Raw genomic sequence first — 13,870 nt, 5'->3', positions numbered from 1 at the left:
TCACATAGCTCAAGCGTTCACCTTGAATTTGCAACCGGCTGAGGCTGCACCAGCATCTTGCGGCGGATCCTCAGTGCCCGGCGCAGATTCTTCACGTCATGCGTCCACTTGGGCAGCAGCGCCGACATGGCAAGGCCCTCCAGATCGCACAGAATGCCCCAGGCGATCGCTACCGTGGAGAGCCAGAAACCGCGGTTGAAACAAAGCAGCGCGATGGTCGCCAGGGCCAGCAGAGCGCTCCAGGCCTTGGACGCATAGGAGTGGTAGCTGGCCATCCGGCCGAATTTCACCCAATCAAAAACGATCCGCGCAGCCTCGAGCCCGAGTAGCAGAGCCAGCAGCCAAAGCCGCGCGTGAATGACCGGCCAATGGCGCTCAACCACGGCAACCAGCACGCCCACATAAAAGACCGTGTCGGCAGCCGAGTCTGCAATGCGCAGTGCCGCGGTTGCAGTTCCCCAGCGGCGCGCGAGAACACCGTCGTAAATATCGGAAAGAAAACCCGCCGCGATCATCGCTCCCAGCCATGCCTCTGGAGCGCGCAGGCGCGCAGCCGCAAGGGGGATGGCCACGCCCAGGAGCGCGCGGCTCAGCACCATGGACCACGGAATGGATTTTCGCCAAAGCAAAGTCGATGCGGCGTGCCGGGTTTGACCCTCTGGCCGCCCAATCCCTATCGTTGGTAGGGTACAGCATGGTTGTGAGAGGAATTTTTGAATGACTACTCCAGAGTTGACCGTCGTCCCCGCGTTGAAAAAGACCGCCCTTAACGCCACGCACCGCGCGCTCAAAGCCAAGATGGTCGATTTCGGCGGCTGGGATATGCCGGTCGAATATCCAGGCCCCGGCGGCGGGCTGATCGCCGAGCACGTGGCGGTGCGCACGGGCGTAGGGATATTCGACGTGAGCCACATGGGCGAGATCCAGTTCCGCGGCCCGGGTTCATTGGCCGCGGTGCAACACATCACTATGAACGATGTTGCCCGCCTCAAGGATGGACAGGCACACTACTCCGCGCTGCTCACGCCACAGGGTACGTTTGTCGACGACATTCTCGTGCATCGACTCAGCGAGAACGATTACCTGCTGGTGGTGAATGCCGGAACCAAAGACAAGGATTACGCGTGGATTCGCCAGCAGGTGGGTGGCTGGGCGGGAATTCATATCACGGACTACTCAAGCTACTATTCGCAGCTCGCGTTGCAGGGGCCGCGCTCGCTTGAGACGCTGCTGAAGCTGACCAAGGTCGACCTCGCGGCGATCAGGAACTACTGGTTCGCGTTTGGACAGGTGGCCGGCGTTCACAACGTGCTGATCGCGCGCACTGGCTACAGCGGCGAAGACGGCTTCGAAGTGTACATCCCGTCAGACGAAGCCACGACGGTAAAGATGTGGAACGCGCTGATGGAGGCAGGAGAAGAATTCGGTATCCGCCCCTGCGGGCTGGGCGCCCGAAATACGCTGCGCCTCGAAGCCGGCATGAGCCTCTACGGCCACGAGATTTCAGAGGAGATCAATGCGCTTGAGGCAGGCCTCGATCGCTTTCTCAAGCTGGATAAGGGCGAATTCATCGGCCGCGATGCGTTGCTCGCCGTGGTCGCCAGCGGCGGCCCCAAACGCAAAGTCATTGGCCTCGAAATGGTCGATCGCGGCATAGGGCGCGATGGGTACACGATCCACGATCTCGAAGGCAAGCAAATTGGCGTTGTCACCTCAGGCTCGCCCGCGCCGTTTCTCAAGACCAACATCGCCATGGCGCTGGTCCCTGCCAGTGTTGCAGCCAGCGGAACCGATGTCATAGTCCAGTGCCGCGCGAATTCAGTGCGAGCAAAGCAGGTTCCGATCCCGTTCTACAAGCGGCCGAAGAAGTAGACGCTGCGCGCCAGTTCATGTTCGGTGTTGAAGTCGCTCTGAACTAAGAACTCGGAACTTTAACTTCTTTATCCGCTGTGGCCCTCGCACTTCAGCACACCGAGAAATGCCCCGAACGGTCCGACTTCCTCGCGGTACTGGTACGCCATGATCCTCGATACCTGGTGCAGATGCGTCAGGTCGTGCGCTGCCCACGTGGCCAGCAATTCCGAAAGCGTGACCGAGCCCAGCGACGGGTGGCGTCCGTGCAACTCCAGCTGCGACGGTGTCAGGTTGAGCGCGCACAAGTCGTCAAGGCATCCGGCTCGCACCCGCGCGAATTCGTCGAGCAATTGCGGCAGGGTTCGGCCTCTGCACTCCTCCACATGTCCCCAGCGATCGAATGGCTCGAACGGTTTGTTCTCACCGTGCTCGAGGATCAAGCTCGCCCTCGGCATCCAATCGACGCGATCAGCGTAGATGAGGTGGCCGATGACATCGACGGCCGTAAATGTCCCCTCGCCTTCATTGCGATGGGTCCAGGCTTCCGGCAGCCCACGCAGCAACCCATCCAGAGCAGCCGGCGTACGCGCAAGCAAGGCAACGGTATTTCCGAGATCGTGATTCATCCTGACGCCTCCCTTGTTGGATCTCTGTGTTCTCAATGCGTCGCAAAACTTCAATTGCAGTCGAACCAGGTCACGTCGGTGCGATAGGGCAAAAGGGGAACGTCCGTTGTGAAGCGCCGCTTCCATGCAAAAGCCGGATCGGGCGCGGCACGGTATTCGCCGAGAATCGAACAACGACGGCCAAGAGCTTCTTTCAGAGCATTCATCGCTTCAACATCCTCGAGCATTCCCGCGCCGTTGACCAGTACGATCTTGCCGCGCAGCGGATTTGGCTGTTTCTCCGCGCTGTTCGGATCGAGGATCGTGGAGCCGTGCGCACGATAAAAGCCTTCTCCAAGATCGCTACCGTCTGCAGATTGCATCATGGATTGAAGATCGAGCTGATAGTCCAGGTAAAGAAAGAACGGAGCATTCTCGCTGACGATTGTTGATCCGTGCCGCGCATCTGCAGCGACTACGCCTGCCACCTTGTCCCACGGCTCATGAAGGTTCGTCGTCGCGTAGTGATTCCCCGACAGGATACCGATCCATCCCGCCAGAATCATGACAAAGACCGCACCGCGTGCAAGCCACGGACTTCGGGAGACGCCGCGAGCCACCGTCATTCCAATCGCAAGAAATATCCATGGCAGAAAGATGAGGACGCGCTTGATGTTATATACGCGGGCCATCTCCATAGCCAACATTCCGCAAACCACATATACCAGCCAGCGCCGAGCGGCACTGCGCACAATCGCTATCGCCAGCGTGGCCGTAGCAATCAGGATAGGAAGGCTCAAGGGCAGAAACCACGGAGCGACCGCAGCCGAGCCGAAAATCGCAAATGCGGGATATCCGATCGCGGCAATCTCATGCCTGAGGCTGATGGCGGTTCCTGAATATGCCACGTATTCGCCGACATCGGTGAAAGCTACCCGTAACAGCGGCAGAAACGAAGCCGCAACCACCACCATCGTGATTGCAAGCGGCCCCAGCCGCCTCGACGCAACAGCGCGATGGAAGACGACGAGATCGGCCATCAGCAAAGCCAGGAATACGAACCCGAAATAGTTTGACCAGACAAAGAACACACATGCCGCGGCGAACAGGCCCCACCACCCGGCTCGGTCCTCGACAATCTGCAAATAAATCCAGGTGACGAGTGCAAGCAGGAAAGTGGAAAGTGCGTACCAGCCGGCGATGCGTCCATACTGAAACGCAAACGGCCATGCGAACCCAACTAGGAGCGTCGTCCAATACGCGTTTCTTCCCGCAAGCTTTTCAGCACTTTTGGCCGCGAAGAAGGCTGCGCCGATGAAAAGGAAATTGGCTGGTAGCCGCAGCAGCGCGAAGGAATAATGCGTGACCAGCAGCCAGAGATGCCAGATAATTTCAGTCTCAGGCGGGTGGAGTTCGCGATTCCCGTCGCGAAACAGAAACGGGCGCAACGCATGCGCGACAGGACGGCCTGCAATCGCGATGCTGTTGCTCTCATCGTCCAGCATCGTAAAGCAGGAGTTCGTTGAGGCCATCAGCGCGGCATCGATGGCAACGATCACGAGCGTGCCCAGCCATGGCGGCAGCGGCCTCTTCTGCCCGGACGCGTGCTGATCCTGGTCCACTCAGACCTGCATCACGTCGGCTTCTTTCCTGCGCGAAAGTTCTTCCATGCGGCGGATCTCCTCGTCGGTCATCTTCTGGACTTCTTCAAGGGCGCGCTTCTCCTCGTCTTCGCTGATCTTCTTTTCCTTGGCGAGTTTCTTCAGCGCGTCGTTGCCGTCGCGGCGCACATTGCGAACCGCGGTGCGGTGCTCCTCGAGAACCTTGTTCAGATGCTTCACCACATCGCGGCGCCGCTCTTCGGTCATGGGAGGCACGGGCACGCGAATGATCTTGCCGTCGGAGAGGGGATTGAAGCCGAGGTCGGAAGCCTGGATGGCTTTCTCGATCTCTTTGAGGATCGACGGATCCCACGGCTGGATCAGAATCGACTGCGGCTCGGGTGCGGACACCTGCGCCATCTGGTTGATCGGCGTCATCGTGCCGTAATAATCCACCTTGATCTGATCGAGCATATGCGCGCTGGCTCGGCCGGTGCGGGTAGAAGCAAGACTGGCCTGAAACGTTGCCACTGCCGCATCCATGCGCCGCTTCAGATCGCCGGAGAGTCCTTTAAGTGCTGGATTGCCATCCATAAACGATGCCATCGTCTGTTCCTCGCAAAGCAATTGCCAACGGCTATTCTACAACCCGGCGCCGGAACCTAGATCCCGCTCAAAGGGAAGCTTAAGGGCATTCTGGCTACTGGAGCGTGACCCGCTTGGCCGCGAGTTGCGCCTTGATCACCAGTTCCGCGGCGAGCAGGCATTGCGCCTGATCCTGCGCGACGTGGGTACGGTTGACGACGTCCCCCACAAACTGCGGACCAAATGGCAGCGGCATGTTGTTGCAGTCGATGGAACGTGCCTGCTTGCCGTCGACAATGAACAGGTTGTTCCCCTGCGGTTTCACGGCCACATCGGTGTATTTGCGGATCTCGATATATCCATCCGTCCCGAGAATGAAGAGGCGCCCGTCACCCCACGTGCCGAGGCCATCGGGAGTGAACCAGTCCAGCCGCACGTAACCGAGGCCGCGATTTCCCCGCAGCACCATGTCACCGAAGTCCTGAAACCTGGGATGATCCGGATGCCGGACATTAGCGATCTGAGATTCCACGACTTCGGCTTCGGTTGATCCGGTGTAGAAGAGAAACTGGTCCACCTGGTGGGAACCAATGTCGCAGAGGATTCCGCCGTATTGCTCTGGATTCCAGAACCAGTCGGGCCTGCCCGAGCCGCCGCCAGCCACGCCGCTATGCTGAAAGATCTGGTGCGGCGCAATGTTGATGGTCTGGATCACTTTGCCGATCGCGCCCTGCTGGACCAGCGTACCTGCGTAGACAGCGGCCTTCACCTCCAGACGTTCGCTGTACATGATGGCGTAGATGCGCTTCGTTTCGGCAATCGTCTTGCGCACTTCAGCCAATTGTTCAAGCGTGGTGATGCCGGGCTTGTCGGAGAGAAAGTCCTTGCCAAGCTTCATTGCCCGCACGCCAAGCGGTGCGCGCTCACTCGCGATCTGCGAACTCAAGACAAGCTGAATCGAAGGATCGTTCAGAGTCTCGTCCTGCGTCTTCACAATCCTCGCGTTGGGGAACCGCTTGGTGAAAGCCGCGATCTTATCCTCTTCGCTACCCCATGCTGCGACCAGTTCGCCGCCGCCGCGCTGGATCGCTCCCACCATTCCGTAGATGTGGTCGTGACTCATGCCGCACACAGCAAACTTGATGTGGTATTTGGGAGTCTCTTCCGCCTGCAATGGCAGGGATTCTTCACTTGCGCTGGCCAATTTGGTGCCGGACGCCATGGCTCCTGCACCAGGACCGCCCAACATGGCGATCGACCCCATCAACCCCGCCTGCTTGAGAAAATCGCGTCGGGCAGTAGACATGGTTTTGCATCACTCCTTGTTTCATCAACTCGCAATTCGTCGCAGGACGAGATTCAGGCTGAAGGTTGCATCGCCACCACCATCAAGCCGGTCGATGCAGCCTGCTCGTGCGCGTGATAGCTCGAGCGCACCAGCGGTCCCGACTCCACGTGCCGAAAGCCCATCTTGAGCGCTTCGGTCTTTAGTTCCTGAAACTCTCTTGGTGTGTACAAGCGCGCCATGGGCAGGTGGTCGCGGGATGGACGCAGATACTGCCCAACCGTCAGAATGTCGCATCCCACCGCAGCCAGATCGCGAAAGACTGCGAGCAACTCGTGCGTCTCTTCACCCAGCCCCACCATCACGCCCGACTTGGTAATTCCTTCGGGCCTCAATTCTTTTGAGTAGCGCAGCAATTCAAGGGACCGCTCATACCGCGCGCCCGATCGCACCACGCGATAGAGCCGCGGCACAGTCTCCGTATTGTGGTTCATCACTTCGGGTTTCGCGTCTACGACGATGCGAATGGCTTCGCGGTTGCCCTGGAAGTCGGGGACCAGCACCTCGACGCGGCATCCCCGCGCCTGAAGGCGAATCTCTTCGATCACCCTGGCGAAGATGCGCGCGCCGCCCACGAGATCGTCGTCCCGATTCACACTGGTGATGACGGCATGTTCCAGGCCGAGTGTGGCCACGGCTTCAGCTACACGGCGCGGTTCGTCATGGTCAATGGGTTCGGGCCGGCCCTTGGGCACGGCGCAAAACCCGCAGCGGCGCGTGCACAGATTCCCCAACATCATGAAGGTTGCTGTCTTGTGATGCCAGCACTCACCGATGTTGGGACATTGCGCGCTCTCGCACACGGTATGCAGACCCAGTGACCGCGCCAGCCGCTTCAGTGCGTGAAAGTTCTCGCCCACCGGGGCGCGTGCCTTCAGCCACTCCGGCTTGGGAGCGGGGGTCTTGCGCGCAGGCTCAATCTGCACCAGTTCCATCTTCTCTATTGTAGCGGCAGTGCAGAGAGGCCGGTTGCAGGTTAAAATCCTGCGCAAGGGGGACTCGGATGAAGGGCGTATTGGTAACGGCAGTCGTCTGCCTGGCTGCGGGGCTGTTCGTCATCTTTTACTTTTGCAACGGCACAACGGGCCTCTCGTTCGCCTACCCGCTATCTGGTTGTTCGATTCATATCGACATCACCACTACAGGCGCAGGTGTTCCCGTTGCCGTCGGCTTGGTAGCGACCGGCGCGTTTCTGCTGATGATTGCTACGGTCATTGCGCTGATTGGGATGTTCCGACGCGAGCGCGACATCCCGCCGACCAGGCATCGCGAATCTGCGTTCGAGGAATAAAAAATCCCGCAGGCAGATTGGAGATTTTTCCAGCCGCCTACGGGATTCGGTTCTGCTTTTCTTCCTATTCCGCCTGCTTGTTCGGCTGCGCAGCCGCCGGAGCCGGCGCCTTCAGATACTTGTCCCACCACCCCAGCCATCGCTCATAGCGATCCTTGATAAAGCTCGGCCGCGTGAATCCGTGGAACTGGCCGGGATACACAACGAGTTCCGTAGGCCGCCCCAGCGACTTGAGCGCCTCGTACATCTGCTCGCCGCCAATCAAGGGCACATTCATGTCCGAGGTTCCGCCCATGAACATCATGGGCGTGTGCACCCGCTTGTCGATTTCGAGGAAGGGATAGCTCATCTTGATGTAGAGCGGCAGATTCTTCCATGGCGGTCCAAGTTCGTTGTCGTATTGCAGGATGTACTGGTCGACGCCATAGAACGACATGGGCGCTGCCACTCCTGCGCCGCTGATGCCGGCCTTGAAGCGATCAGTGCTGGCGACGGTATAGTCGGTCAGGATTCCGCCGTAGCTCCAGCCTGTCACCGCCAGCCGGTTGGGGTCGGCCACGCCTAGCGCAACGGCCTTATCGACGCACGCCAGCAGATCCTCGACTTCAAAGTGCCCCCAGTCGGCCTTGATCGCCTTTGCGTAATCCTGCCCGCGGCCGGAACTCCCGCGATAGTTCACATTCAACTCGGCGTAGCCCTTGGTTGCCAGCCACTGGCGCAGGAAATCGAACGTATGCGCATCCTGACCGTTAGGACCGCCGTGAATGAAGAGGATCATAGGCGCAGGCGTTCCCGCCTTGAAGTCCGCCGGCCGGGTCAACAGTCCATGGACTTCGATGCCTTCCTTGTCCTTCGCATCAAGGTCTTCGGTGGGAACCAGGTTCAGTTCAGCGACCAGCGCATCGTTATGCGTGGTGAGCTTGCGCAGTGTCCCATTTGCCCCGTTCTCGAGCGCATAAATCTCTGCCGGCGCTGTGTCGTTGGTGTAGAGGACGGCCGTGTGCCCGCCCTCCTGGTCCCACGTCATCACCGCGCCCTGCTGCGAGAGCCCGCGCTTGATGCCGTCTCCCCCAAGCTCGACCTCGGCCGGGTACTCATTGCGGTCATCGGCGACGAGATAGCTGAGATGCCCATCCGACGAGAAAATCGGCTGGCTCACGCCACGATCGAACTTCGCCGCGGGATAGCTCACCGCTCCGTCCAGCGTCACCACGGCCGGCTTATTCTGGGAATACTCCAGCAACTCGATCTTCGCGCCCTGCGAGTAGGCAATCGACTTTGAATCCGGCGACCACGCCAGTCGCCCGCCATCCGGTCCGCTCCACGTTGTCAGCTTTTTCGCGGCCGAACCTGCCTTCGCCTCGACCACAAACACATCCGTGTTGTTCGTGCGATCGGAATCCTGATCATGGTTGCTGACAAATGCAATCCACTTGCCGTCGGGCGACCATTCGGCGTCGTTCTCATTTACGTTCTTGTCGCTGGTCAGCTTCTCGGCTTTCTTGGTGGTCAGGTCCCACAGGTAGAGGGCGTTGTACGCGTCGTCGCGCAGATAACCCTGGATGTCCTGCTTGAAGTGGTAGCGGTCGATGACGATGGGCTTGGGAGGCGCGGGCGGTTTGCCCTCCTCGGGATCGGGCTCCGCCTTGGGATGCAGCGTGAGCAGCAGCTTCTTCGAATCCGGCGACCAGCTGTAGCCCTGGACATTCTGGTCGGTAATGTTAGTGAGTTGCTCGGCCTCACCGCCCCGGCGATCCATCACCCACACTTGGTCGCCCTTTACCGTCCCCGGCCGGGATGACGTGAAGCTGATGTAGCGCCCATCGGGGCTGAACTTCGGCGACGATGCGCCTTCCTTGCCATAAGTCAATTGCAGATGAACTGACCCGTCCCACTTCACCATCCAGAGATGCGACTGGCCCTTGTCTTCCTTGGTATCGACCTGGCCGACGGTGTAGAGCACCCATTCGCCATCCGGCGAAACGACGGGCCCGCTCACCCGTTGCAGCTTGGCAAGATCGTCGAGGTTAATGTCGCGCTTCTTGGGCGCGTCGGCGGCGTTTGCGGCAATTGTTGTGGCAATGATCAGAAAAGCAGCGGCAACACGATTCAGCATTCTCAGCGGCATGGGCAAGAGATTACCATCCCGCCGCGTAGGGGTTCCACGAGAATGTTGGGAGTGCATTGCTTTGAAAGGGCACGGCTTTAGCCGTGCCAAATATCTCAATCAATTGGTTGCGGGCTTTGGCCGCTGAGGAACATTCCCTTAACGATTTCATCGAACGATTTGTTGTGTACGCCGCACGGGTCTGATATTTGCGAGAAGCTATTCAAATTGCCTCTACCGCAGCTTCTCCCGCACTTCAGGCCGCACCAGGTAGAAGAAGAACATCATGTTCAGCAGGCCTTGAATCAACCCGGGCACGAGGTGCTGCCGGGCGAAGAGCCAAAGGTTGTAACCGCCGAGCATCAACACGGCAGACAACGCCATAGCCCACGCCCAGCGAAACCGCATCAGCAGTCCGCCGCATGCGGCAAAAAGAAATACCGGCAACACTAGGAACAGAGCAGGATAGTGTCCACCCACCACTCCCACAACGATGACTACCGCAAGGACCAGAAGATAGAGCGAAATCGCGGCGAGCCCGGGCAACGGCAACAACTCCCCCTTTGGTGCCGGAAGGCCGCTCAATTCTCCCTCATGGCCGATGATGGGTCCTTCGCTCTGTTCTCCGGGTTCTGTCGCGTGCCTGTCTTCGTCGCCGCTCATAGCGTGTGGAGATATGCCAGCAGATCCTGCAACTGCTGGTCATCGAGAGCAGTGCCGGGCATGGTGCCATGTCCGTGCAGGATCACGGCTGTCAGGCGATCATCCGTAGGTGGCGCGCCCGAGGGCATGGCCTTGACCTTGGTGATGGCCTGCAGTCCCGGCCCATGCAGACCTTGCGTTGTCGTCGGATAGTGGCACTTCGCGCAGGCCTGGTGAAACACCTGCGCTCCTTGCGCTTCTACCGGCGTCCACTCCGACTCGGGCTTCGAGGGCGGCAGAGACTTGCATCCTGTCATCACCATGAGGGCTGCCAAGCCGGCAAAAAGGGCCAATAAAGAACTGCAAATCCGAGTCCGCATCTGGTTTCGATGATAAGGCATTGGTTCCCCGCCGACCCCTGTGTTCCAGCGCACAGCGTTTTTCAAACCACATGCCATGCTGAAAGTGTTTCGAAACCTTTCTCCGCCACGCAACGCAAGGCTTATTGTTGGCCCGCGTCGATACCGTGCGCGGCCGCCGATTCTGCGGGGAGGGAATCGCATGAAGCGCCGCATCCTGATCGCCGGAGTTGCCGCGGTCGCACTCATCGCCGTCATCTGGGGCCTCTTCGTCTGGATGGCGCAGCGTGGCCGCTACGAGTACTCCGGAACAGTCGAAACGCGCGAGATCCAGATCGGCTCCCGCATCGGAGGACGCGTTACTGCTGTTCACGTGGAGGAGGGCCAGTTAGTGAAGAGCGGCACCGTGCTCGTTCAGTTCGAATGCGACGAACTGAAGGCACAGCGCGCCCAGGCCCAGGCAAAGGTCGATCAGGCACAGGCAGATCTCGACAAGATGCTGCGAGGAAATCGTCCAGAAGAGATCGCCCAGAGCGATGCCACAGCCCGCGCGCAGCAGGCTTCATTCGAGGCAGCGCGCAACGGACCACGCCGGCAGGAAATCGATCAGGCCAAGGCCGACTATGCAGCCGCCGCTGCCGACGCCGCCAACGCCGAGGTCTCCTTTCAGCGCATGCAAAAGCTGGTGGCAACAGACACTATCTCGCGCCAGCAATTCGACGACTCCCGCGACAAGCGCGATGCCGCCGCCCAGCGCGCCGAGTCAGCCCGACAGCATCTTGCACTGCTCCAGGCCGGCACGCGCCCTGAAGATCTGCGCGCCGCCGAAGACAAATACAAGCAGGCCGAAGCCGCCGCCGTCCTCGCGCGCAAGGGCTTCCGCAGAGAGGACATTGAATCGGCACGCGGCCGCTTTGCAGAAGCGCAGGGCTCTGTCGCTGAGCTCGATGCACGCCTGCGCGAGGCAGAATTGACTGCCCCGGCCGATGCCGTCGTCGAAGTCGTCAGCGTCCGCCCCGGCGACCTGGTTCCCGCCGGCCGCATCGTCATCACGATGCTCGAAGTTTCGCAGCTCTGGGTCAAGGTCTACATTCCTGAAACCGATCTTGCACGCGTCCGCCTCGGTCAGCATGCGACGGTGCGCGTCGACAGTTTCGGCACCCGCGCATTCGATGGCCACGTCGGTCAGATCGCGTCGCAAGCCGAGTTTCTTCCCCGCAACGTGCAGACCAAGAGCGACCGCGAGCACGAAGTCTTTGGCGTCAAGGTCTACGTCGAAAACGCGCAGCAGATTCTCAAATCGGGCATGTCGGCGACGGTGCGTCTGGAATGACCGCCGTCATCGCAGCCGATCACCTGACCATCCGCTTCGGCGCATTCACCGCGGTCAACGACGTCAGCTTCGAAGTGGGCAAGGGAGAGCTGTTCGGCTTCCTAGGCCCTAACGGATCCGGCAAGACCACCATCATCAAGGCCCTCTGCGGCCTGCTCCGCCCTTCTGAAGGCACCGGCCACATCCTTGGCATGGACATCCGCAAAGATGCGGCCGAGATTCGCCGCCACGTCGGCTACATGTCGCAGAAGTTCGGCCTCTACGAAGACCTCACCGTCGCAGAAAACATAAGTTTCTACGCCGGCGTCTACGGCCTCGATGCCAACCAGGCCGCCGCTCGAACCCGCGAAGTCCAGGCACTCACCGGCATTGAACCCTACATGAATCGACGTGCCGGCCAACTCTCCGGCGGATGGAAGCAACGCCTCGCCCTTGCCTGCGCCATCATCCATTCACCCGAGGTTGTCTTTCTCGATGAGCCCACCGCCGGCATCGATCCAGTGGCGCGCCGGGCGCTCTGGGACTTGCTCTTTCAACTCTCCGGCCAGGGCGTCACCTTCTTCGTAACCACGCATTACATGGACGAGGCCGAACGATGCGGTCGCGTCGGCTATATCTATCAATCGAAGCTGATCGCCATCGGCACCGTCGCCGAGTTGCAAAAACTCCCCGACGCCAATCCCGCCGGCACGTCACGTATCCAAATCAGCGTGCCGAACCCTTCGGAATTGCTCGATCGCATTCGTCATCTTCCAGGTGTGCGCGAAGCCACCGTCTTCGGCCACACCATCCATGCACTTGCCGAGACTGACAAACTGGAGCAGTTACGCGCCCAGCTACCGCAAGCGCACATCGAAACAATCGAGTCGTCGCTGGAAGACGTCTTTGTCAGCCTCACTTACCGCATTATGGAGTCGCAGCGATGAAGGTCCTCTTTCGCGGTCTCGCTCCCGTCTGCCGCAAGGAGTTTCTGCACATCATCCGCGACCCCGGCACGCTTTTTTTCGCGCTGCTCATCCCCATGCTGCAGTTGTTTCTCTTCGGATTCGCGGTTGACACGAACATCCGCCAGATCCCCACCGTGGTCCTGGACGAATCGAATACGCAAGACAGCCGCCGCCTGCTCCAGGCCTTCGCCGGGTCCGACGTGTTCGATTTGAAACTCTACGCACAGTCGCAGGAGCAGATGTACGAAGCGATTCGTGGCGGCAAAGTTCGCGTCGGCATCCGCATCCCGTACGATTACGCCCGTCGCCTGCAGGATGGCACCACCGCCACCGTCCTCGTCCTCGTTGATGGCTCTGACCCATCGGTTGCGGGTCAGGCCACGAGCACCGCCACCGGCGTCGCGCTCAAGGAGTCGCTGGGCCGCGCGCTGCCCGATGGCGCAATGCCCATCGAAGTGCGCCCATCGGTGCTCTACAACCCCGCAACCCGCTCGGCCAACTTCTTTGTCCCCGGACTGATTGCAATTCTGCTTCAGGTGATGGCGATTCTGATGATCGCGCTGAGCCTCGTACGCGAGCGCGAGCGCGGCACTCTCGAACAACTCACCATGACCCCAGTCGCCCCGCTCGGCTTGATGGTCGGCAAGATGATCCCGTACGGCGCTCTTACCTTCAGCGAACTTTGCGTCATCCTGCTCGTGATGCGCACGGTGTTTCTTGTGCCGGTACACGGCAACGTGGTTCTGCTTCTCATGCTCTCCATTCCATTCTTGCTGACGGTGCTGGGTATCGGCCTCGTGATCTCAACGCGCGCACGGACCCAGGCCGAGGCATTCCAGCTTTCCATGGGCACGATTCTGCCCTCGGTCTTTCTCTCCGGCTACATCTTTTTGATCGAGAACATGCCGCCGTTTTTCCAGGGCATCAGCCGGCTGATCCCAGCCACGTACTACATCGAGATCCTGCGTGGCATCATTCTGCGCGGAGCAGGCATTCGCGAACTATGGGTCCAGGCGATGGTGCTGACCCTGATGGGCTGCGGCAGTACGCTGCTCGCCGCAAGGCTGTTCGTCAAGCAGGGCGCACGCTAACTGGCTATTCAACTGCAACCGAATACGTCGCCGCCCTCAAACCAGGCATTTAAACCCTGTCATTCCGACCGAGCGCAGCGAGCGGAGGAACCTGCAGTTGTCTTTCACCC

14 protein-coding genes are annotated in these 13,870 nt (G+C 60.0%); 5 read left to right on the top strand and 9 right to left on the bottom strand.

From position 1 onward, the window contains the following. Nucleotides 1-17: 17 nt before the first annotated feature. The gene (locus tag VK574_RS18750; RefSeq protein ID WP_472801402.1) at nt 18-599 is read right to left on the bottom strand and encodes a CDP-alcohol phosphatidyltransferase family protein; all 582 of its coding nucleotides are present in this window, start codon (nt 597-599) and stop codon (nt 18-20) included. Between the two features lie 118 nt (nt 600-717). Here VK574_RS18750 and gcvT point away from each other — a divergent pair, with 118 nt between their 5' ends. After that, a complete protein-coding gene (gcvT, locus tag VK574_RS18745) occupies nt 718-1,872 on the top strand; it encodes a glycine cleavage system aminomethyltransferase GcvT (RefSeq protein WP_472801401.1) in 1,155 nt (384 codons plus the stop codon). 68 nt (nt 1,873-1,940) lie between these two features. Here gcvT and VK574_RS18740 read toward each other — a convergent pair whose 3' ends face one another. From VK574_RS18740 to lipA, 5 genes are all read right to left on the bottom strand, one after another. Beyond that, the gene (locus tag VK574_RS18740) at nt 1,941-2,480 is read right to left on the bottom strand and encodes a DinB family protein (RefSeq protein ID WP_472801400.1); all 540 of its coding nucleotides are present in this window, start codon (nt 2,478-2,480) and stop codon (nt 1,941-1,943) included. 50 nt (nt 2,481-2,530) lie between these two features. Next, complete coding sequence (locus VK574_RS18735; protein WP_472801399.1) at nt 2,531-4,081, bottom strand: hypothetical protein; 1,551 nt, start codon at nt 4,079-4,081, stop codon at nt 2,531-2,533. Further along, nucleotides 4,082-4,666 (bottom strand): ribosome recycling factor, encoded by a 585-nt coding sequence (frr, locus tag VK574_RS18730; RefSeq protein ID WP_472801398.1) that lies wholly within the window; start codon nt 4,664-4,666, stop codon nt 4,082-4,084. It abuts the gene before it with no gap. A gap of 94 nt (nt 4,667-4,760) precedes the next feature. Next, complete coding sequence (locus VK574_RS18725) at nt 4,761-5,951, bottom strand: Gfo/Idh/MocA family protein (RefSeq protein WP_472801397.1); 1,191 nt, start codon at nt 5,949-5,951, stop codon at nt 4,761-4,763. Nucleotides 5,952-6,004: 53 nt separating this feature from the next. Continuing rightward, nucleotides 6,005-6,925 carry a lipoyl synthase gene (gene lipA, locus VK574_RS18720; protein ID WP_472801396.1) on the bottom strand — a complete coding sequence of 307 codons (921 nt, stop codon included), beginning with the start codon at nt 6,923-6,925 and terminating at the stop codon, nt 6,005-6,007. Between the two features lie 68 nt (nt 6,926-6,993). On the opposite strand from lipA, the gene VK574_RS18715 reads away from it, so the two are divergent. Continuing rightward, nucleotides 6,994-7,281, top strand: coding sequence for a hypothetical protein (locus VK574_RS18715; RefSeq protein ID WP_472801395.1), 288 nt, complete (start codon nt 6,994-6,996; stop codon nt 7,279-7,281). A 64-nt stretch (nt 7,282-7,345) separates the two neighbouring features. Here the strand turns inward: VK574_RS18715 and VK574_RS18710 are convergent, their stop codons facing one another. The 3 genes from VK574_RS18710 to VK574_RS18700 form a co-directional block, all read right to left on the bottom strand. Further along, nucleotides 7,346-9,409, bottom strand: a complete 2,064-nt coding sequence (locus VK574_RS18710; RefSeq protein ID WP_472801394.1) for a S9 family peptidase — start codon at nt 9,407-9,409, stop codon at nt 7,346-7,348. 213 nt (nt 9,410-9,622) lie between these two features. Further along, nucleotides 9,623-10,051 (bottom strand): hypothetical protein, encoded by a 429-nt coding sequence (locus VK574_RS18705; RefSeq protein ID WP_472801393.1) that lies wholly within the window; start codon nt 10,049-10,051, stop codon nt 9,623-9,625. After that, nucleotides 10,048-10,383: a c-type cytochrome gene (locus VK574_RS18700; RefSeq protein WP_472801392.1), complete on the bottom strand. Its 336-nt coding sequence runs from the start codon at nt 10,381-10,383 to the stop codon at nt 10,048-10,050. The genes VK574_RS18705 and VK574_RS18700 overlap by 4 nt, the downstream gene beginning before the upstream one ends. Nucleotides 10,384-10,591: 208 nt before the next feature. Between VK574_RS18700 and VK574_RS18695 the strand changes: the two genes are divergently transcribed. The 3 genes from VK574_RS18695 to VK574_RS18685 are packed head-to-tail and all read left to right on the top strand — an operon-like array spanning nt 10,592 to nt 13,760. Next, on the top strand, nt 10,592-11,722 hold the full coding sequence (locus VK574_RS18695; protein ID WP_472801391.1) for an HlyD family secretion protein: 1,131 nt from the start codon (nt 10,592-10,594) through the stop codon (nt 11,720-11,722). Beyond that, on the top strand, nt 11,719-12,648 hold the full coding sequence (locus tag VK574_RS18690; protein ID WP_472801390.1) for an ABC transporter ATP-binding protein: 930 nt from the start codon (nt 11,719-11,721) through the stop codon (nt 12,646-12,648). The genes VK574_RS18695 and VK574_RS18690 overlap by 4 nt, the downstream gene beginning before the upstream one ends. Further along, a complete protein-coding gene (locus tag VK574_RS18685; protein ID WP_472801389.1) occupies nt 12,645-13,760 on the top strand; it encodes an ABC transporter permease in 1,116 nt (371 codons plus the stop codon). Before VK574_RS18690 ends, VK574_RS18685 begins: the two co-directional genes overlap by 4 nt. Nucleotides 13,761-13,870: the final 110 nt, after the last annotated feature.

Origin of the sequence: Occallatibacter sp. (assembly GCF_035317045.1) — a bacterium.
Classification (GTDB): Bacteria; Acidobacteriota; Terriglobia; order Terriglobales; family Acidobacteriaceae; genus Telmatobacter.
This window is presented reverse-complemented; position numbering and strand designations above follow the sequence as displayed.

Excerpts from the sequence above, each read along its gene's own strand:
- lipA (WP_472801396.1), bottom strand. The coding sequence starts at position 6,925 with ATGGAACTGGTGCAGATTGAGCCTGCGCGCAAGACCCCCGCTCCCAAG.
- VK574_RS18695 (WP_472801391.1), top strand. The coding sequence starts at position 10,592 with ATGAAGCGCCGCATCCTGATCGCCGGAGTTGCCGCGGTCGCACTCATC.
- VK574_RS18685 (WP_472801389.1), top strand. The coding sequence starts at position 12,645 with ATGAAGGTCCTCTTTCGCGGTCTCGCTCCCGTCTGCCGCAAGGAGTTT.
- VK574_RS18715 (WP_472801395.1), top strand. The coding sequence starts at position 6,994 with ATGAAGGGCGTATTGGTAACGGCAGTCGTCTGCCTGGCTGCGGGGCTG.
- VK574_RS18690 (WP_472801390.1), top strand. The coding sequence starts at position 11,719 with ATGACCGCCGTCATCGCAGCCGATCACCTGACCATCCGCTTCGGCGCA.
- VK574_RS18740 (WP_472801400.1), bottom strand. The coding sequence starts at position 2,480 with ATGAATCACGATCTCGGAAATACCGTTGCCTTGCTTGCGCGTACGCCG.
- gcvT (WP_472801401.1), top strand. The coding sequence starts at position 718 with ATGACTACTCCAGAGTTGACCGTCGTCCCCGCGTTGAAAAAGACCGCC.
- VK574_RS18750 (WP_472801402.1), bottom strand. The coding sequence starts at position 599 with ATGGTGCTGAGCCGCGCGCTCCTGGGCGTGGCCATCCCCCTTGCGGCT.
- frr (WP_472801398.1), bottom strand. The coding sequence starts at position 4,666 with ATGGCATCGTTTATGGATGGCAATCCAGCACTTAAAGGACTCTCCGGC.
- VK574_RS18710 (WP_472801394.1), bottom strand. The coding sequence starts at position 9,409 with ATGCCGCTGAGAATGCTGAATCGTGTTGCCGCTGCTTTTCTGATCATT.
- VK574_RS18705 (WP_472801393.1), bottom strand. The coding sequence starts at position 10,051 with ATGAGCGGCGACGAAGACAGGCACGCGACAGAACCCGGAGAACAGAGC.
- VK574_RS18725 (WP_472801397.1), bottom strand. The coding sequence starts at position 5,951 with ATGTCTACTGCCCGACGCGATTTTCTCAAGCAGGCGGGGTTGATGGGG.